Here is a 19,374-nt window from a genome sequence, read left to right on the forward strand (position 1 = left end):
TCTCAGGCGGCCGTGGCAAGCAGCGCGCTCGCATGATCGAGCACGCACTGCTTGACCGCGCCAGCTTCAGACGGTTTCGCCTTGGCGCTAACCGTCAATTCCAGGATCGGCGCGGCGGGATTGGCGACATCGAGGACCTTGCTGACGGAGACGGCAGGTTGCGCCTGATCGTCAATGCGGGAATCCTTGCGAAGCTCCTTCAGGATGCGATCGGCCAGCGCCGGAACGGCGCCGGCGGGGACCGGAAACGTCACCTTGATCTCGCCCGTGCCAGGATAGGCGCTGTGGTTGATGATGGCCGCGCCCCAGACCTGTCCATTCGGCAAAAGGATCTGCGTGTTGTCGGGCGCGACCAGCTCGGTCATGAACAGCGACAGCGACCTCACCTTGCCCGCCTTGCCGGCGACCTCGACATCGTCGCCGATGTGAAATGGCCGGAACAAGAGCAGCATCACGCCGGCGGCGAGATTGGACAGCGTGCCCTGCAAGGCAAGACCAATGGCGAGCGAGGTCGCGCCCAGCACGGCAACGAGGCTCGCCGTCTGGATGCCGAACAGCTGCAGCACGGCGATGCCGACGACCGCGAGCACGCCATAGCGCGCAAGGCTGCCTACGAACAGCGTCACCAGCGGGTCGACGCGGTGCGTAACGCTGAGGACGCGCGTGACGAAGCGTTGCATCGCGCCGGACAGATACCAGCCGACCGCGAGCAGCAGGACCGCGTAGATCGCGTTCAGGCCATACAGGACAAGCGAAGCTTTCAGCGTGTCGAAATTGATAGTCATGGCGGCTCCAACCCGGTCAGTCGGTTGAGAACGCGCCGCGATGCGAAATGATCCCGGTGGATGCTGATGGGGAGCACGGAGCGATGTTGGATTGGGAGGGCACGCCCGCCGCTCCATTGTCATTGCGAATGGTGGAGAGAGCAGCGCTTATCGCGACTACGTCTGCGCCAGCTTCGGCCGCCCGTAGATCGCGTCCGCCCGCTTCTCGAACGCGGTCGAGAACCGCGCGAAGGCGGCATCGAACATCGAGCCCATCAGCATCGCCAGCATGCGGCTCTTGAATTCGTAAGACAGGAAGAAACCGACGTCGCAGACGCCCTCGCCCTTGGGCTCGAACGTCCAACGATTTTCCAGATTCCTGAACGGACCTTGCAGATATTCGACCAGGATCTTCAGATTGGCGCGGTCGAGCGTCACGCGGCTGGTGAAGGATTCCTTGACCAGCTTGAACGACACCGTCATGTCGGCGACCAGCACCTCGGTGCCGTCGGGTTTCGCCATGCGCTGGCGCACCTTCAGCGCGCTGCACAGCGGCACGAATTCCGGGTAGCGCTCGACATCGGCGACCAGATCAAACATCTCGGACGCGCTGTGGTTGACACGGTGCTTGCTCGAAACTCGATGCATGGTACGTCAGCGGGCGTGAGCTGCCCGCGCAGCCTTCAGTCTCGCGAAATCCTCGCCGGCATGATGCGACGAGCGGGTGAGCGGGCTTGCCGACACCATCAGGAAGCCCTTCGTGTAGGCGATCTTTTCGTAGGACGAGAACTCGTCCGGCGGCACGTAGCGCATCACCGCGTGATGCTTGCGGGTCGGTTGCAGATATTGTCCGATGGTCAGGAAGTCGACGTCGGCCGAGCGTAGATCGTCCATCACCTGCTGCACCTCGTGGCGCTCTTCGCCGAGGCCGACCATGATGCCGGACTTGGTGAAGATGGTGGGATCGAGCTCCTTGACCCGCTGCAGCAGCCGGATCGAATGGAAGTAGCGCGCGCCGGGCCGGACCGTGAGATAACGCGACGGCACCGTCTCGAGATTGTGGTTGAAGACATCGGGCTTCGCCGCGACGACGATTTCGAGCGCCCCCTCCTTGCGCAGGAAGTCGGGCGTCAGGATCTCGATCGTGGTCGAGGGACACGCGGCCCTGATCGCGCGGATAGTCCGAGCGAAATGCTCGGCACCGCCGTCAGTGAGGTCGTCGCGGTCGACCGAGGTGATGACGACGTGGGCCAGGCCGAGCTTGGCCACGGCCTCGGCAACGTGCTGCGGCTCGGCCGCGTCCAGTGCATTGGGCAGGCCGGTCTTGACGTTGCAGAAGGCGCAGGCCCGGGTGCAGGTGTCACCCATGATCATGAAGGTCGCGTGCTTCTTGTCCCAGCACTCGCCGATGTTCGGGCAGCCCGCTTCCTCGCACACCGTATGCAGGCCGTTGGCGCGCACGATGTTGCGGGTATCGGCATAGCCGCGGGTGTTCGGCGCGCGCACGCGGATCCAGTCCGGCTTCGGCGGCGAAGCGGAATCGGGCCGATTCACCTTTTCGGGGTGGCGCGGGCGCAGCGGGTTCGAGATGGTATCGACAATAACGACCATGGGGTGTCCGGTCTGTTCAGGTCCTACCTAGTCGGTCTGGCCTGGCATCGCAACCCGGCTCGCCCCGCTTCAGGGAACATGGCAGATATGGGCAATATCTTGCTCTGTTCTCAGGCGATTCTCACCTCGAATGGCTCCAATCTCGAACGCTTCACCACCGCGGCTCGGCAAGCCCCTGAAGCGCGCCTTCTTCGGACGCAGCGTCCATGAGGTCGCGCCCGACCTGATCGGCGCCACCATGCTCGTCGACGGCGTCGGCGGGATCATCGTCGAGGTCGAGGCCTATCACCATACCGACCCAGCCGCGCACTCCTATCGCGGGCCGACGCAGCGGAACCAGGTCATGTTTGGCCCACCTGGCTTTGCCTATGTCTACCGCTCCTACGGCATCCACTGGTGCGTGAACTTCGTCTGCGAGGAAGAAGGCTCGGCCAGCGCGGTGCTGATCCGTGCGCTGGAGCCGACGCATGGCCTGGCTACGATGCGCCGACGCCGGCATCTGCAGGAGGTGCGTGCGCTGTGCTCGGGCCCTGGCAAGCTGACCGAGGCGCTCGGCATCACCCTCGCGCACAACGCCCTGCCGCTGGACCGGCCCCCCATCGCGTTGCATGCGCGAACCGAGGATGTCGAGGTCGCAACCGGCATCCGCATCGGCATCACCAAGGCGGTCGAGCTGCCCTGGCGCTATGGCGTCAGGGGCTCGAAGTTTTTGAGCAAGCCGTTTCCGAAATAAGCCTAAAGCGCGATGAATCATCATCGCGCTTTAGGTTATTGTTTGAGCATGATCTTTCCGGAAAACCGCTGCACACTTTTCCGGATCATGCTCTAAGACGCCTGCTTCAGCCGCTCCATCGCCTCAAGCAGCTTCGCCTTGCGCGCCAGCGCCGTCTCGCGCTTTTCGCGCTCCTCCTCGACGACCTCCTCGGCCGCGTTGGCGACGAACTTCTCGTTCGCCAGCTTCGACTCGGCGCGCTTGATGTCGGCCTCGGCCTTGCCGATCTCCTTGTCGAGACGCGTGCGCTCGGCGGCGACGTCGATCACGCCCTTGAGCGGCAGCGCGGCGACCTCGCCGCGCACCAGCAGCTGGACAGCGCCGTCAGGCGCGCGGTCGGCGAACGAGATGTCCGACAGCCGCGCCATACGCTTGATGACATCGGTCCAGCGCGGCGCGCGCTCCTTGGTTTCGGCCGAAGCGCCTGCGAGCACCAGCGCCGTCAGCGTTGCCGGCGCGATATTCATCTCGGCTCGCACCGAGCGGATCTGCGTGACGAGGTCGATGACCCAGCCGATCTCGGCTTCGGCAGCCGGATCGGTGAAGTCGGCATGATCGAAGATCGGCAGCACCCAGGCCGGCGAGACGAGCGCATCGGTCGGTCCCGTGGTCGCCGCAAGCATCGCGAGCTGCTCCGGCGTCGGCTCGACCGGCTTCAGCGGCCACGGCGCCAATGCGAGCAGGCCGTCGCGTTTTGCCGTCACCTCCCACAGCTCTTCGGTGATGAAGGGCATGAAGGGATGCAGCAGCTTCAGGATCTCGTCGCGCGCCCAGGCGACCATGGCGCGGGTCTCGTCCTTGGCGGGGCCGTCCGGACCGAGCAGCACGGGCTTGGCGAGCTCGACATACCAGTCGCAGTAGACGTTCCAGACGAAGCGATAGATGCTGCCGGCTGCATCGTTGAAGCGATAAGCTTCGATCGCCTCGGTCACCTCGCGCGTGGTGTGGGCGGTCTCATGCGCGATCCACCGGTTCAGCGTCTCCTTTGCCTTCGCCGGCTCGAAACCATCAGGCACGGCGCAGTGGTTCATCTCCGCGAACCGGCACGCGTTCCAGAGCTTGGTCGCGAAATTGCGGTAGCCTTCGACGCGGCTGGTGGCGAGCTTGATGTCGCGCCCCTGCGCCGCCATCGCGGCCAGGGTGAAGCGCAGCGCGTCGGCGCCGTATTCGTCGATCAGGTGGAGGGGATCGATGACGTTGCCCTTCGACTTCGACATCTTGGCGCCCTTCTCGTCGCGGACGAGGGCGTGGATGTAGATGGTCGAGAACGGTACTTCCTTCATGAAGTGCAGGCCCATCATCATCATGCGGGCGACCCAGAAGAAGATGATGTCGAAGCCGGTCACCAGCGCATTGGTCGGATAATAGCGCTGCACCTCGGGCGTCTCGTCGGGCCAGCCGAGCGTCGAGAACGGCCACAGCGCCGAGGAGAACCAGGTGTCGAGCACGTCCTCGTCGCGCGTGATGAAGCCTTCGCGCTTGTTGCGGTCGAGCGCCATCTCGCGGCCCTGCTCGGGCGTAATGACCTCCTGCTCGACGTAATAGCCGAGCGCGTGGCTGATGGCCTCCTCCTCGGTCTCGGCGACGAACACCTTGCCGTCAGGGCCGTACCAGGCCGGGATCTGATGGCCCCACCAGAGCTGACGCGAGATGCACCAGGGCTGGATGTTCTCCATCCACTCGTAATAGGTCTTTTCCCAGTTCTTCGGCACGAACGTCGTTTCGCCCGAACGCACCGCCGCGATCGCAGGTCTCGCCAGCGTCTTGGCGTCGACGTACCACTGGTCGGTCAGGTAGGGCTCGATCACGCTGTTGGAACGATCGCCGTGCGGCACCATGTGGGTGTGCGGCTCGATCCGTTCGACGAAGCCGAACGATTCCAGCCGCTCGACGATGCGCTTGCGCGCAGCGAAGCGGTCGACCTTGTGGAATTCCTCGGCGAATTGCGCAGCGCCTTCGGGCAGGTCGCGCAGATAATCCTCGTTGTCGAGGAGATCGAGACAGCCTTCCCTGTCGAGCACGCTGATCCGGCGAAGCCCGTGGCGATTGCCGACCTCGAAATCGTTGAAGTCGTGCGCCGGCGTCACCTTCACAGCGCCCGATCCCTTCTCGGGATCGGAATACTCGTCGGCGACGATTTTGATCTTGCGGCCGACCAGCGGCAGGACGACGTTCTTGCCGATCAGCTTCTGGTAGCGATCATCCTCCGGATGGACGGCAACGCCGGTATCGCCGAGCATGGTCTCGGGTCGCGTGGTGGCGACCACGATGAAGCTCGAGGGATCCTCGGGGTTGAACGTCTTGCCCTCGATCGGATAGCGCAGATACCAGAGGTGGCCCTTCACTTCCGTCTGCTGCACTTCGAGATCGGAGATCGCGGTGAGCAGCTTGGTGTCCCAGTTCACCAGCCGCTTGTCCTTGTAGATCAGGCCCTCACGGTGCAGCTCGACGAAGACCTTGACGACGGCCTTCGATAGGCCCTCGTCCATGGTGAAGCGCTCGCGCGACCAGTCGCAGGACGCACCGAGGCGCTTGAGCTGGTTGATGATGGTGTCGCCACTCTCGGCCTTCCACTGCCAGACCCGCTCCAGAAACTTCTCGCGGCCCATCTCGCGGCGACCGGGCTGCTGGCGCTCCATCAGCTGCCGCTCGACCACCATCTGGGTGGCGATGCCGGCATGGTCGGTGCCGGGCTGCCACAGCACGTCGCGGCCCCGCATGCGCTCGAACCGGCAAAGGATGTCCTGCAGCGTGTTGTTGAGGGCGTGACCCATGTGCAGCGAGCCCGTCACGTTCGGCGGCGGGATCACGATGGTGAAGGGCACGGCATCACGGCGGTCGGGCCGGCCAGCCTTGAACGCAAGGCTGTCCTCCCACACCACGGACATGCGAGTTTCGATATCGGCGGGCTGGTAATTTTTCTCGATCATGGGGCTGCTAGAAAGCCGCGCGAGGGGGCCAAGTCAACGAAAAGTCAACGAAAAGGTCAGGGAAAACGAGGCGGCAACAGCGCTTTCCAGCCCGGTCCGGCGCCCGAATATGACGCCCAAGCCGGGCTTTATGAGGGCCCTTCGGCCACCCTCAGCGGCCCCCGCGCGAGACCCGCTCGATTTCGGCCTTCACGATGCGTTCAACCAGGCCGGGCAGGTTGTCGTCGAGCCAGGACTTCAGCATCGGCCGCAGCATCTCCTTGACCAGGTCCTCCAGCGTCCGCGCATTGCTGCTGAGCACCGTATGGGCCAGGGAGTTGAAGGCGGATTCGACCGCGGAGACCGTCGATTGCGCGAGGATCGGCTGCTGCGGGGGCAGCGGCGGCGCGTCGAAGTCCACCGGCGCGTAGGACGGCGGCGGGGCGGGACGCGGCGGCTCGGCGAATTCGAGATCGTCGCGTGGCTCGACCTTGCGGAAGGTCGGCGGCGGCGGAGGTGGCGTCGGGTCCATCGCCATGTCGTCGGTCAGTTCGAGCACGTCGGGCTCAGGCTCGGGCTCTGGCTCGGGCGCGCGGACCTCCGGCGTAGGTGTGGCCGCATCGAGACCCGCCAGCAACGCGTCGATATCGTCCTGGCTGTTGGATGCGTCCGCCGCGGGCGCCGGCGCAGGTGGCGGCGCCGGCTTTGCAGCCGGCGGCGGTGCCGGCTTCTCGGCGGCGGGTTTAGGCGGAGCGACCTTGGATGGCGGAATGTCGTTCATCGCCTGCGGCTTCGGCGGCGCGGCGGGCGCAGCAGCCTTCTCGGGCTTGGCGGCCTCAGCCGGCGGGGGCTTTGCCTCGTCGTCGGCAATGATGCGCCGGATCGAGGCCAGAATCTCCTCCATCGAGGGTTCTGTGACCTTTGCAGGCTGCGTCATCTCCGACTCCACATCATCAACGCCCTCGCATGCGTTGTTTTACACCAAGCACGGCAGGATTGGCCGGTTCCGCAACGATGGGTCCGCCATTTTCGTCGCCGCAGCCCGACTTGTCCCCAGATCACGGCTCGACGCGCAGCGGTGCGCCCCTGCCCCCGGCGCCGAAGCGTTACGCACACGACATCAACGCGGGCGAATCGACCCGCATCATCTTGGCAAGGCTATGTCAGGGATTTTGACGATTGCAAGCAAAGCACCGGTCGACCTCGGCTATTGGCGAGATCGACCGGATGATTACGGGAATCAGCGGCCGTCAGGCGTGCGCACACCCGCCCAGCTGTCCCGCACCTGATGATAGTGAACGCTGGGGTCGTAGGTCGTAGTCGCAAGGCCGAGGACCTGCGGCGATAGACGCCCGACCGCCGCGAGGACGTTATACGATGCGACCACGCGATCGTGCTGCGCGGTCACCAACGCAACGCGCGCGTTCACCAGCGCCTGCTGCGCATTGAGCACGTCCAGCGTGGTGCGCTGGCCGGCCTTGGCCTCCTCGCGGACGCCGTTCAGGGCGATCTCGGACGCCGTCACCTGCGCCTGAGCCGACTGCACCTGCGCCTTGGTGGCCTGCAGCGAGCCCCACCATTGCACAATGGTCGCGCGGGTCTGGTCGCGAGTCGTTTCGAGGTTGAGCCGCTGCTGCGCCAGGTTCTCCTTGGACTGGCGGATCAGCGAATATTCACCACCGCCATTATAGATCGGCACGGTGAGCTGCGCGATCGCCGATGCGGTGTACGAACGCATCTGAATCAAGGATTGTTCGTCGGCCCGCTGGGCCGTTGCCTGAACCGAAAGTGTCGGCAGCAACGCTCCTTCATTGATCTTGACCTGCAGATAATTGACGTCGATGCCGTACATGGCGGCCGTCACGTTGGGGTGCTCGATCAGGCCGAGCTCGATGGCGGAAGCCAGCGTCTGAGGCAGAAACCGATCGACAGGCGAGCCGGGCGCAAGATTCGTGGGCTCGTTGCCGATGATGCGACGGTAGTTCGCGCGGGTCGTCGTCAGATTCGCTTCAGCGGTGAGCGCCTGGGTCCTCCCGGCCGCCAGTTGCGCTTCCGATTGGGCGACGTCGGTGCGGGTCACTTCGCCGACATTGAAGCGGTCGCGGGTCTGCTTCAGTGTCTGCTCGAGGACGCGCACGTTGCTGCGCTGGACTTCGAGCGTGGCGGCATCCCGCAGATAGTCCATGTAGGTCGTCGCGGCGCTCAGCAGTACGCTCTGATCCATACCGCGCAGCGCTTCACGCGTACCAGACACCTGGCTCTCCGCCGCGCGGGTCCGGTTGGCGGTCTGGTTGCCATTGTAGAGCGTCTGTGTCGCCGTCACGCCAATGCTGCGAGGCACCCTCGTTCCGTAGACTGAGTTGGTCCCCGGGGCACTCTGCAAATCTTGATATGAATAGCCACCGGTCGCTGTCAGATTGACCCTCGGGCGATAGCCCGACAAGGCCTGAGGCACGCCCTCGTCAGTCGAGCGCACCTGGGCACGCTGTGCGTTGAGCTGCGGGTTGTTCTGATAGGCGCGCACCAGCGCGCCCTCGATCGTATCCGCCAAGGCAGGTGTCGGCCCGGCAAGCGCCAGCAGCAGGACCGAAACCGCAGCTCCGGTGAAGAGCTTCACCCCATGCATCCGTGAAATTCCGTTCGTTCTAGCGCCCTGCTCGTGCCCGCGAGCCGGGGTACCGTACCAATGGAGTCGTTGCCCCGCCGCAACATAGGACGCGGTCAAGCGCGACGGAACTACCTGGGGGTGGTTCTCAGTGGAAACTCTTCGCGTGCAGCATCCCGGCCACACTTCTGATTCAGAACGGGATTTGGGGCGGCTTTGGGGCCGTCAGAAGACAAAGGCAGCCGCCCGTTCCAGCCCGGGAAGCACCGGGGCGGCGGCGTCGAACAGGGTCCGATGACCGAATTCGCCGTGGGTACGGGTCACGATCGTGACGCGCGGCGGCCTCGATTCGGCCGACACCCCCACCAGGCGCCCACCCTCCTTCAGCTGCCCGTGCAGCGCTTCCGGCATCACCTCGGCCGCGCCGTTGAGGAGAATCACATCATAGGGGGCAGCAGCAGGGTCCCCCTCGGTGCAGGCCGCCGCCTTGCAGGCGACATTGGCAAGCCCCTGGGCGGCGAAGGCGTCGCTGGCCTTGGCCGCCAAAGCCGAATCGCACTCGGTCGCCGTGACCTGACGCGCGAGCTTGGCGGCCAGTGCGGCGAGATAGCCGGTGGCGCAGCCGACGACCAGCACGTTGTCATCCGCGCCGATCTCGGCGGCCTGGAGCAGCTTGCCGGTCAGCGCCGGCTTGATCAGGAACCGCTTGGCGGCGCCTTCGCTGACGTCGAGGTCGAGATCGAGGTAAGCCAGCGCCTGCCGGCCGGCCGGCACGAAGGCCTCGCGCGGCACCGTGAGCATGGCATCGAGAACACGACGGTCGGTGACGTCATTGGTGCGCACCTGGCCATCGACCATTTTTTGGCGCGCGGTCGAAAAACCGGACATTTGCGGACCCTGCAATGCGGACGATGCCGCGTAGAAAAATCGCGCCATCTTTTGGAGCATGCTCGGTCAAAACGCAACATAGCGGTTGGCGATGCGCGTTTCGCGCTCCGCAACCTCTCCTGATGGAGGGCCGGGCCGGCCCTATTCGATGGCGACTGCCAGGCGGCCAATGAGGCCAGCGACCTCGTCAAGCCGCGCCGAATCCGGCGCCTCGACTGCGCGCGCGAGACAAGCGAGGCATTCATCGTCGCTGAGCTCGGGGATGCCGGCCGGCAGAATCGAGGGGGCCAAATCAGAACGGTCGACCTTGTTGTCTGGCATGGGAATCAGCTCCGCGAGTGTCCGGCAGATCCACGCTCGACGTAAATTGAGTCGTTTTGGCGCCGTCCGAATGGCGGGACCTCGCCGACGCACAGGTGTTCGAGCGCGATTCCATGCTGCACCCCGGTGCTTCGCTCTAGATTTCAGGCAAAGCACATAGCACGCAGCATTAGGATGCAAGGGCAAGCTTTTGAATTTAGTAAGATTCGGCTCTCCGGACTGGATCCGGTTTTGTTACGGAAGCGTCGGTTTCTCTTGAGCCTTTTAGCGCGCCTCAGCGTCGAGGTTCCCAAATCATTCCCAAGGCCTACCAAGCGTTCACGTTGGAGAGGGACGCGCTGACGGCGCGCAATGATCCAGAGGCCCTTGACCCATATCAAGGGAGCCCGTCGCCCGCCCGCCAACATCCACACATTACCGCCCTTCAGCCCAGCGTCGGGCGACCGGGAGTTTCGATCATGAAGACTGTTTCCGTCGAAGAAGCCGTTGCGATGATCCCGGCGGGCGCCAGCGTCATGGTTGGCGGCTTCATGGGAGTTGGAACGCCGGAGCGGCTGCTCGACGAAGTCGTGCGTCAGAGGAAGACGGGTCTGACCTTGATCTCGAATGACGCGGCCACGCCCGGCAAGGGCGTCGGCAAGCTGTTCGATCAGGCACTTGTGTCGAAGCTGACGGCAACGCATATCGGTCTCAATCCGAAGGCGCAGCAGCAGATGCTGGCGAACCAGATCGCGGTCGACCTCGTGCCGCAAGGCACCTTCGTCGAACGCATCCGCGCCGGCGGGTGCGGTCTCGGCGGGGTGCTGACGCCGACCGGGGTCGGAACGCTGGTGGCCGAAGGCAAGCGCCAGATCGAAGTCGACGGCAAGCCGTTCCTGCTGGAAACGGCGCTGCGGGCGCAATTCGCATTGGTGCACGCCTTCCTCGCCGACTACCTCGGCAACCTCGCCTACGCCCTCACCTCGCGCAACTTCAACCCGGTCATGGCGATGGCAGCCGACACCGTCATCGTGACGGCGGAGCATATCGTCCCGGTCGGCGTGATCGCGCCCGATCACGTCGTCACCCCCGCGCCGCTCGTCGACTATCTCATCACCAACGGGTGACATCATGGATCCCCAGATCATCATCGCCCGGCGTGTCGCCAAGGAGCTGAGGAGCGGAAACCTCGTCAATCTCGGTATCGGCATTCCGACCCTGGTCGCCAATTACGTGCCGTCGGACCTGAAGGTTTTCTTCCAGTCCGAGAACGGGTTGATCGGCACCGGGCCGATTCCCGAGCAGGGGATGGCGCATCCGACGCTCACCGATGCCGGCGGACGCCCGATCAGCGCGCTGCCGGGCGCCTCCACCTTCGACAGCGCGATGTCGTTCGGCCTGATCCGCGGCGGCCACGTCGATGTCACCGTGCTCGGCGGTCTCCAGGTCGATGCGCATGGCCATCTCGCGAACTGGATGATCCCGGGCAAGATGGTCCCGGGCATGGGCGGCGCAATGGACCTCGTCACCGGCGCCAAGCGCGTGATCGTCGCCATGCAGCACGCGGCCAAGGGCAAGTCAAAGATCGTGGTGAAATGCTCGCTGCCGCTGACCTCGGCACGCCCTGTCAACCTTGTCGTGACCGACATGGCCGTGATCGGTTTTCCCGATGGCAAGGCGACGCTGCTGGAAACAGCACCCGGCATGAGCATCGGCGAGGTCATGGCCTTGACGGAGGCCGAACTCGCCATTCCCGACAATGTTCCGGAAATGAAGCTCTGAACAGGTCAACCCATGCGAATATTCAGCGACTTCAACGAGATCAAATCCGCAATCGGCACCGAGATAGGCGCCAGCGACTGGATCGAGATCACGCAGGACCGCATCAACCAGTTCGCCGAGGCGACCTGCGACGAGCAGTGGATCCATGTCGACCAGGAGCGCGCCAAGCAGGAGATGCCGGGCGGCAAGACTATCGCCCATGGCCTGCTCTCGCTTGCCCTTGCCCCGCTGTTCATCCGCTCGGTCATCGGCCTGAAGGGGCTGCGCAATACGCTGAATTACGGTGCTGACCGCATCCGATATCTCGCGCCGGTTCCGGCGGGCTCGAAGTTACGCGGCCGGGTCACGATCACGGAAGCGGAGGACGTGCCGCCGGACGGGCTGCGCGTCAACTACCATCTCGTGATCGAGATCGAGGGCGGCAAGAGGCCGGCCTGTGTCGCCGAATTGATCGCTCTGCACTATCGCTGAGTCAAAGAGTCGAAAAACAACCCCATGCACAGTAGACATGGGGCTGATTTGACGGATGTTTCCTGTTCGCCCGGAACCGGTTGCTCCGTCGGGCAAAACACTGGCAATATGTCACCATCGATCATGGGTCCCGGACTGCTCAGCGCGTCAATCGACGATGTGGTGGCCGCCGTCGACGTCGAGGCCCCGCCGGGGATCAGCTTGGCGCCGTGGATGGTGACGCGGCACGTCCTCCGAACCAGGCGCCGAAATAGCCTGCATAAAGTGCCGGCGATTCGAGGTTCATCGAATGCCCTACGCCTGGCACGATGACCAGCCGGCAATCCGGCATCGCTTCGGCCATGGCACGGAGATCGGCCGGCGCGATCCAACCGTCCCGCTCGCCCCACAACACGAGGTGCGGATGCCGGATCTCGGACATACGGCGCTCCAGCTCACGGCTCTCCTTCTCCCGCGTCAGGTTCACCGGCGTGCCGATCCAGATCCCCTCCGATACGCCGAAGGTCTGCTCAATGATCCGATCGAACAGCGTCTGGATCTCTCCCAGCCCCTCGCGAAAGCGAGGGACCATGTTCGGCCCCATGCTCTCCGGGACGAACAGCGAAGAAGCGGCTGTAGCCATCACGGACCGCGTCAGCTCCTTGCTCGACATCATGGCCCTGAATAATCCGATCTGATCGGCATCGAAGGCCATGCCGAGCGGCGTTACCGGATCGAGCGCGAACACACGGCCGAAGCGCTGCGGCTGCTCGAGCAGCATTCTGGCGGCGATGATGCCGCCGGTGGAATGTGTCGCGAGATGGCAATAGCCGATCCCGAGCGTATCGAGCGCCGCCAGCATGTCCTCGGCGTGCTGCCGCATGGAGTAGTTGGAATAGTCGGCCGACGGCTTCGGCCGGTCGCTGTCGCCACAGCCGCGCCAATCGATTGCAACCACACGGAGCCCGATCGGAAACAATGGCGCGGCGAGCTCGATCCAGTCCTTGCTGGCGAGATTTCCGTGGATGAAGACGACGGTGACGTCGCCTCCTCCCCACTCCCGCCAGCCGAGTCGGAGTTCGCCCGCCTGCACCCTTGGCATCGCCGGGCCCTACTTGTTGAGGCCAGCCGTCGGAGCCGCTCCAGGCGGTGTCGGCGCCACTGGCAAGGCAGAGACGACGGCGCCCTTGATCATGCGATCGGTTCCGAGCGGCGATGATGTGTCCACCTCCCCGTTGGTCACGAAATCCACGACATCGGCAGCGTATTCCACTGGATTGTCGGTGTGGATGAAGTGTCCGGTCTCCGGATAGATCTTGAGCATCGGCCGGTTGCCGGCATTGGTCATACGCGTCATGAACGGCGTGATGACGTCGCGGCCGAGGTCCGTCAGGCCGTTGAACGCAGGCGTCGGAATGAACGGCTCCTTGTCGCCGAACGCCAGGAAGATCGGCGCTTTGATCTGGGTGACCCGCTCATAGAGGTTCTTCGGGTCATCCTGCTGGAGCTCAGCACCTATCGTGTAGATGTCGAAGATGAAGACGTTGCACCACTGATCGAGCTCCTTCGGGTTGCCCTTGGTAAGCCCGGCGCGTTGCTCGGTATGGAAACGGGCATATTCGCTGTCGTTGAAGAAGTATCCGCTCTTCGCAGCCGATACCACGCCGGTGTCCGGATCACGTTTCTTGAAGTAGAAGAAGTCGCGGACGTTCTGCTCGCTCCGCGCCTTTTCCGCAGCGAGAATACCGGTCTGGTCCCAGACCTGCTTCCACTTGTCGAAGTCTCGGCCGAGACCGTCGGCGAACAGAGGCGCCTTCTTGTCCTTGGCAATGGTGATCTCGCGCGGATATTCCTCGAGGCCGGACGGCGCCTCCAAGGCGAGGCCCTGCACCGCATCAGGCCAGGTCAGGGCGTAGCCCACGACGAACTGGCCGCCGAGCGAGTGGCCGAGATAGTACGCCTTCTTGACTCCGAGCTGGTTGACCACGAGGTCGTAGATCACCTCGCGCATGTCCTGCATGGTGCGAGCGGGATTCTTGTCGAGATTGCCGGGCCCCGACATGCCGTAATGCGGCAGGTCCGGCACGATCACGCGCAGGCCGCTGCGCAGCGCATACTGCATGATGTTGCCGTAATGGCCGCCGAACGCGCCCTTGCCGTGGATGATGACGAGCACCTTCGGATCCTTGTCGGTGCCGGCATACTCGTCCATGTAGCCGATTTCCCAGGAGTTGCCGCTCTTGTCCTTGGCACTGCGGAATTTGACCGGATAGGGATAGGTCACGTAGGCCTTCCAGAACGACTTCTTGGGATCAATCGTCTGGGCGACGCCGGGCACGCGGTAATTCTTGTCGACGAATTTCTGGGCGCGATCGAGGGCCGCCACGTCATCCATGAAGGCGACGAACTTCGGATCGTTCTTGCGCTGGTTGATGATCGGGAACACGCCGTAGTGCGCGACGGGGCTCTCCTGTGCGATAAGATCAGCGCCGGGCACGCGATCGACAGCCTTCTGCGCCAGCTTGAAGTTGAGCCAGAGGTCGTTGGTGATGTGCATCACCAGCGTGCGAGCCTGAATGCGACCGAGATAGGGATTGACGTTATGGGTCTCGCCGACCCGATTGCGCCAGACGAGATCGACGGCGTCGTAGAGCTTGGCGCGATTAATGACGTTGAGGCCGGCCTTCTCGTTCGGCGGATCCCAATAGAAAATCTCGGGCTGTACCGCCGCCCAGTTCTGGGTCGTGCGGAAGGAAAAGTCATAACCCGTCATGCCGAGGATCGACCAGCCGAAGGCCACGCCCGGCACCGGATGCTTTTCCTTCGGGAGCTTGTAATAGTCGCCCTCGGTCGCCTGCCAGACCGGATCGCCCTGGATCGCGGCTGTCATCATCTGGAAAGTCCAGTTGCCGACCGGGTCGTCGCCATCCGATTGCGTGGTGCCGCCGATCGGCATCAGGGCGCTGACATATTCCGGATGCATCACGCCCCAGACGTAGGTCTGCGTGCCACCCATGGAGACGCCGGTCACCAGCGCGACGCGCGCGACCTTCAGCTCGTCGCGCAGCAGGCGGTAGTTCGCCTGCACCATGTCGTAGTAGCTGTATTGCGGAAACTTGATGCCTAGGCCGTCGGATGGCTTGCTCGCGCCCCAAGTGCCGAGCGGATCGACCATGATGACATAGTAACGATCCGTATCGATCGGCCGGCCCGGACCAATGATGGGTACGCCACCCGACAACGCCGCACCCTTGACCCACTGTTCGTACATGTCGGTGGAATCGCCGGAATAATAGGAGTTGATCACGATGGCATTGGTGATCTCGCCCGCCGCGTTGCGCCTTGCGTTGCCGACGGCGATGTAAGCCGTGCGCAGCTTGCCGGCCCCGAGCGATTCCAGCGTGACGCCGCCCTCGCCGCCGTTCTCCCATTTGGAAGGGTCGGTCAGGTCGTACTTGCCGCCCAGGCGGAAGTTGGCGATCTCGTAGGTCTTCTTCAGCCCGTCATGCTGCACCTGCGACGAACGGCGCGTGAAAGGCTGTGCGGTTGCGATCGCCGTTCCGAGCAGCAGCACGATCAGGCTCAACAGGCAACGATTCAACGCATCTCGTCCGGCCATGATGAGATCCTCCCTGGAAGATTTTCCTGAAACGCTAGGCAGGGCGGCCGGGGAAGGTTTGATCTAGCTCAATGGAATCCGCTCGGAGGAATCGAGGATCGCGGGCATCAAAAGACCGGCGGTACCCTCGCGATGCCCTTCCTCAGCCACGGCTCATATCGGATCCGCTATGAGCTCGACGGGCCGGCGGGCGCACCGGCCTATGTTCTCGTGAACGGGCTGACGCAATATTCCGAGCTGTGGAGCGCCTATCGCGAGGCCTTGTCGGCGCGAGGCTTTCGCGTTGCGACCTTCGATCTTCTCGGCCAGGGCGCCTCCGACAAGCCGAGGCTCTTCATCAGCCAGGACGATCAAGTCGCTGCACTGCGCCTCCTCATCGACGAACTCGGGGACGGTCCGATCTTTCTGAGCGGGATCAGCTTTGGCGGCCTGATCGCGCTGCGATATGCGATCGAGCATGGCAAGCGGCTGGCCGGGCTGGTGCCGATGAGCTGCTTTGCGGAGCTGTCGCCGCAACTCTTGCTGCTTGGCAATGCGCTGCGGACCGGCCTGATCCTCGGTGGCACGAGTTACCTCCAGGATCTCCTGTTGCCCATGAACCTCTCGGACCAATGGCTGAAGCCACTGCTGGACAAGCTCGAGAGCGTGAAGCGGCAAGGTTGGCTGGTCAACGACGTCTACGCGCTGCAAAACCTGATGGAATCTTTCCTCGACTTCCAGCCGCTCACGCCGCGCCTGTCCGCGATCGCCGTTCCGACCATGATTCTCAACGGCGAGTTCGATTTCCTGACGCCGCGGGCTCTCCACGAAACATTGCGTGTCGAGATTCAGAACAGCTCATTGGTGATCATCCCCAGGGCCTATCACGCCTTCACGCTGGAGAAAGGGGCACTGACCGCCGATCTGCTGGCGCGCTTTGCCGAAGACGTGCTGGCCGGCCGCTGGCAGGGCAATCAAGCGGTCTGGGTGGCGCCGGACCAGCCCGGCGGCGAGCTCACGCCGTTTCCTGCCGGCTACGATCATCTGCGTGCCATCCCGGTCAAGCGAGCGCTGCCATGAGCGGCTTCCTCGGTCCCGTCGCGCCGGACGGTCGCATTCCACCGAACCAGCAGACGAAGGTCGCAGCATTCCTGATTTCGGCGCACGGCGCCCTGGCTCGGCAATTCGCTTTCATGCTGCCCGCGAGGCTCGACGCGGCATGGCAGACCGAATTGAATGCTCAATTTTATCGCGAGACCGAGATCGTCTCGCTGCTGCTGCGCGCCACGTCCTGGGTGCTGGATCCTTCCCTGGGTTACATGCTCGCCTCCTGGGAGTCCGCCTGGCTGCCTGCACCGGTCGAAGGGATCGCAGACCCTCGCCTTGCCCAAATGATTCACCTCGCAGCGCTTGCCCACGCCGTGCATGCCGGCATACGGCCGGCTGCGCTCCTACCGATCGAGGCCAATGCGCAGGATCCTTTTGTTATGGCGCTACGCCGGATCGAATTCGAGAGTGGCCGGCTGTTGCAGGCCCAGATTCTGTTTCTGAAGAGCACAGATCTTGCGCCGCATCGCGACGCGGTCAGTGCGGCGCTCGCGCAGCGTCACGCCGGAGTCCGCAAGCTCTGGCGCGAATTACTTGAGAGCATCGGCATCGGCGCACCGCCGGCATGACCACGCGCGGTTGCGTCGGTCAATCGATGATGTGATAGCCGCCGTCGATATAGAGCACGCCACCGGTGATCAGCTTGGCGCCGTCGAGCGCCAGGAACGCGGTGGCGTTGCCGACATCGTCGATGCTGACGAGGCTGCGCGAGGGCGCCTTGGATTGCGCCTTGTCCATTAGCTCATCGAACTCCGGAATGCCCGAGGCCGCGCGGGTGGCGAGCGGCCCTGGCGAGATCGCGTGCACGCGGATGCCCTTCGGACCGAGCTCGGCAGCGGCATAGCGGACCGCGGCTTCGAGCGCCGCCTTGGCAACGCCCATGATGTTATAGTTCTCCACCACCATCTGGCTGCCGTAATAGGTCATGGTGAACATCGTGCCGCCGTTCTTCATAAGGGGTTCGGCTAGATGTGCCATTCGCAGGAACGACCAGCAGGAGACGTCCATGGTCTTCAGAAAGCCGTCGCGGCCGACGTCGACGACGCGGCCGTGCAATGCTTCCTTCGGCGAGAAGGCGATGGAATGAAGCAGGAAATCGAGCTGCCCCCACTCCGACTTGATCCGCTCGAATACCGCTTCAGTCTGGCCTTCGACCATAACGTCGAGCGGCAGGAAGATCGGCGCTTCCAGGGCCTGCGCCAACGGCTCGACGTGCTTCTTGGCGCGGTCGTTCAGATAGGTGACGGCGAGATCGGCTCCGAGCGCGCGAAACGCCCTGGCGCAGCCCCAGGCGATCGATTGGTCGTTGGCGATGCCGACGACGAGGCCCTTCTTCCCCTTTAGTGCGACCTTGCTGTCCGGAAATACTGGAATCATGACACCCTCTCTTGTCTGGGGTTGGGCGATTGGCCGTTCATCAATAGCGTCAGCGTGTGCTGCGCAATCATGAGCTCCTCGTCCGTCGGGACGACGTAGACCGGAACGAGACTCGTCTTTGCCGATATCAGCCGCGAATGGCGCGTGTTCTCGGCCGGGTCGAGTGCCACGCCAAGCCAGCCGAGCTGCTCCGCCACACGCGCGCGGATGCCGCTCGAGTTCTCGCCGATGCCGGCGGTGAAGACGAAGGCATCGATCCCCTGCAGCGCCGCCGCCAGCATGCCGGCGTTGAGGCCGATGCGATAGACGAAATAGTCCACCGCCAGCTTCGCTTGCGGATCCGTGCTCGCCTCCAGCTCGCGCATGTCGTTGCTGAGCCCGGAAAGCCCCTTCAATCCGCAATCGCGATAGAGAAAATCCTGCACCTTCGATGGCGTCATCCCCTTCTCGGACAATAGGTACAGCACGACGCCCGGATCGAGCTGGCCCGGGCGCGTGCCCATCGGCAGCCCATCGAGCGCGGTGAATCCCATCGTGCTCTCGACGCTCAGCCCATTCTTCATCGCGCACATCGACGCGCCACTGCCGAGATGGGCGACAATCACCCGGCGCTTTGCGACCTCTGGCGCAATCTGGGGCAAGGTCCTGGAGATGTACTCATAGGAGAGCCCGTGAAAGCCGTAGCGTCGCACACCTTCGGCGTGAAGCTGGTAGGGGATGGCGTAATGATCGGCCAGCGGACCGTGCGTGCGGTGAAACGCGGTGTCGAAGCACGCGACCTGGGGTATCGTCGGGAAATTGGCCAGGATTGAGCGGATCGGCGCCAGATTGTGCGGCTGATGCAGCGGCGCTAACGTGACGAAGCGTTCTAGCCGTGCCACCACGCCATGATCGACGAGAATTGGCCGCTCATTATCCGGCCCGCCATGGACGACGCGATGCCCGACCGCCAATGGATGGATGCGCGCCTCGTTCCGCAGCCATTCCCCCGCGACTTGCATCGCCGCCGGCACGTCCGGAATGGCCTCGATCGGATAGGCCCGGTCCGCCATGGGATCATTGCCTGCCCCGCTCGCCCGCAAGCGCGGACGGCTGCCGATGCCGTCCACCTGCCCCTTGATCAGGCGGCGCAGAACGCCCTCACCCTCGACCGCAAAGACCTGGAACTTGACGCTCGATGAGCCGGCGTTGACGACGAGGATGCTGTCCAT

The 19,374-nt window shown here is 63.9% G+C and carries 18 protein-coding genes; 6 read left to right on the plus strand and 12 right to left on the minus strand.

What is annotated here, in order from left to right; genetic code table 11:
* Window positions 1-2: 2 nt before the first annotated feature.
* The 3 genes from I6F36_RS06140 to lipA form a co-directional block, all read right to left on the minus strand.
* The gene (locus tag I6F36_RS06140) at window positions 3-785 is read right to left on the minus strand and encodes a mechanosensitive ion channel family protein (protein ID WP_050996038.1); all 783 of its coding nucleotides are present in this window, start codon (window positions 783-785) and stop codon (window positions 3-5) included.
* A 156-nt stretch (window positions 786-941) separates the two neighbouring features.
* Window positions 942-1,412 carry a type II toxin-antitoxin system RatA family toxin gene (locus tag I6F36_RS06145; protein WP_109143786.1) on the minus strand — a complete coding sequence of 157 codons (471 nt, stop codon included), beginning with the start codon at window positions 1,410-1,412 and terminating at the stop codon, window positions 942-944.
* 6 nt (window positions 1,413-1,418) lie between these two features.
* A complete protein-coding gene (gene lipA / locus I6F36_RS06150; RefSeq protein WP_036028026.1) occupies window positions 1,419-2,375 on the minus strand; it encodes a lipoyl synthase in 957 nt (318 codons plus the stop codon).
* Between the two features lie 130 nt (window positions 2,376-2,505).
* Between lipA and I6F36_RS06155 the strand changes: the two genes are divergently transcribed.
* The gene (locus I6F36_RS06155; RefSeq protein ID WP_225171123.1) at window positions 2,506-3,108 is read left to right on the plus strand and encodes a DNA-3-methyladenine glycosylase; all 603 of its coding nucleotides are present in this window, start codon (window positions 2,506-2,508) and stop codon (window positions 3,106-3,108) included.
* 92 nt (window positions 3,109-3,200) lie between these two features.
* Here I6F36_RS06155 and I6F36_RS06160 read toward each other — a convergent pair whose 3' ends face one another.
* From I6F36_RS06160 to I6F36_RS06180, 5 genes are all read right to left on the minus strand, one after another.
* A complete protein-coding gene (locus tag I6F36_RS06160) occupies window positions 3,201-6,077 on the minus strand; it encodes a valine--tRNA ligase (protein WP_225171124.1) in 2,877 nt (958 codons plus the stop codon).
* A gap of 151 nt (window positions 6,078-6,228) precedes the next feature.
* Entirely contained in the window at window positions 6,229-6,993 is a 765-nt protein-coding gene (locus tag I6F36_RS06165; RefSeq protein WP_057029343.1) for a PopZ family protein, read from the minus strand.
* A gap of 303 nt (window positions 6,994-7,296) precedes the next feature.
* On the minus strand, window positions 7,297-8,682 hold the full coding sequence (locus I6F36_RS06170; protein ID WP_035999388.1) for a TolC family outer membrane protein: 1,386 nt from the start codon (window positions 8,680-8,682) through the stop codon (window positions 7,297-7,299).
* A gap of 204 nt (window positions 8,683-8,886) precedes the next feature.
* Window positions 8,887-9,549, minus strand: coding sequence for a protein-L-isoaspartate O-methyltransferase (locus I6F36_RS06175; RefSeq protein ID WP_225171125.1), 663 nt, complete (start codon window positions 9,547-9,549; stop codon window positions 8,887-8,889).
* A gap of 141 nt (window positions 9,550-9,690) precedes the next feature.
* Window positions 9,691-9,870 (minus strand): hypothetical protein, encoded by a 180-nt coding sequence (locus I6F36_RS06180; protein ID WP_035999393.1) that lies wholly within the window; start codon window positions 9,868-9,870, stop codon window positions 9,691-9,693.
* Window positions 9,871-10,328: 458 nt separating this feature from the next.
* Here I6F36_RS06180 and I6F36_RS06185 point away from each other — a divergent pair, with 458 nt between their 5' ends.
* Genes I6F36_RS06185 through I6F36_RS06195 form a run of 3 tightly spaced genes read left to right on the plus strand, consistent with a single transcriptional unit; the run spans window position 10,329 to window position 12,102 of the window.
* Complete coding sequence (locus I6F36_RS06185) at window positions 10,329-10,976, plus strand: CoA transferase subunit A (RefSeq protein ID WP_225171126.1); 648 nt, start codon at window positions 10,329-10,331, stop codon at window positions 10,974-10,976.
* A 4-nt stretch (window positions 10,977-10,980) separates the two neighbouring features.
* Entirely contained in the window at window positions 10,981-11,631 is a 651-nt protein-coding gene (locus I6F36_RS06190) for a 3-oxoacid CoA-transferase subunit B (protein ID WP_036028009.1), read from the plus strand.
* Window positions 11,632-11,643: 12 nt separating this feature from the next.
* A complete protein-coding gene (locus tag I6F36_RS06195) occupies window positions 11,644-12,102 on the plus strand; it encodes a MaoC family dehydratase (RefSeq protein ID WP_225141938.1) in 459 nt (152 codons plus the stop codon).
* A gap of 196 nt (window positions 12,103-12,298) precedes the next feature.
* On the opposite strand, the gene I6F36_RS06200 is transcribed toward I6F36_RS06195, so the two are convergent.
* The gene (locus tag I6F36_RS06200; RefSeq protein ID WP_109143791.1) at window positions 12,299-13,183 is read right to left on the minus strand and encodes an alpha/beta fold hydrolase; all 885 of its coding nucleotides are present in this window, start codon (window positions 13,181-13,183) and stop codon (window positions 12,299-12,301) included.
* Between the two features lie 9 nt (window positions 13,184-13,192).
* Window positions 13,193-15,700 carry an alpha/beta hydrolase gene (locus tag I6F36_RS06205; protein ID WP_225141936.1) on the minus strand — a complete coding sequence of 836 codons (2,508 nt, stop codon included), beginning with the start codon at window positions 15,698-15,700 and terminating at the stop codon, window positions 13,193-13,195.
* Window positions 15,701-15,832: 132 nt separating this feature from the next.
* On the opposite strand from I6F36_RS06205, the gene I6F36_RS06210 reads away from it, so the two are divergent.
* Window positions 15,833-16,759: an alpha/beta fold hydrolase gene (locus tag I6F36_RS06210; RefSeq protein ID WP_225112858.1), complete on the plus strand. Its 927-nt coding sequence runs from the start codon at window positions 15,833-15,835 to the stop codon at window positions 16,757-16,759.
* Window positions 16,756-17,355, plus strand: a complete 600-nt coding sequence (locus tag I6F36_RS06215) for a hypothetical protein (RefSeq protein WP_225171127.1) — start codon at window positions 16,756-16,758, stop codon at window positions 17,353-17,355. Before I6F36_RS06210 ends, I6F36_RS06215 begins: the two co-directional genes overlap by 4 nt.
* A gap of 19 nt (window positions 17,356-17,374) precedes the next feature.
* Here I6F36_RS06215 and fabI read toward each other — a convergent pair whose 3' ends face one another.
* Complete coding sequence (gene fabI, locus I6F36_RS06220; protein WP_025035483.1) at window positions 17,375-18,163, minus strand: enoyl-ACP reductase FabI; 789 nt, start codon at window positions 18,161-18,163, stop codon at window positions 17,375-17,377.
* Window positions 18,160-19,374, minus strand: a complete 1,215-nt coding sequence (locus tag I6F36_RS06225; RefSeq protein WP_225171128.1) for an acetate/propionate family kinase — start codon at window positions 19,372-19,374, stop codon at window positions 18,160-18,162. Before I6F36_RS06225 ends, fabI begins: the two co-directional genes overlap by 4 nt.

This window comes from Bradyrhizobium sp. BRP19, from assembly GCF_020194195.1.
Classification (GTDB): domain Bacteria; phylum Pseudomonadota; class Alphaproteobacteria; order Rhizobiales; family Xanthobacteraceae; genus Bradyrhizobium; species Bradyrhizobium yuanmingense.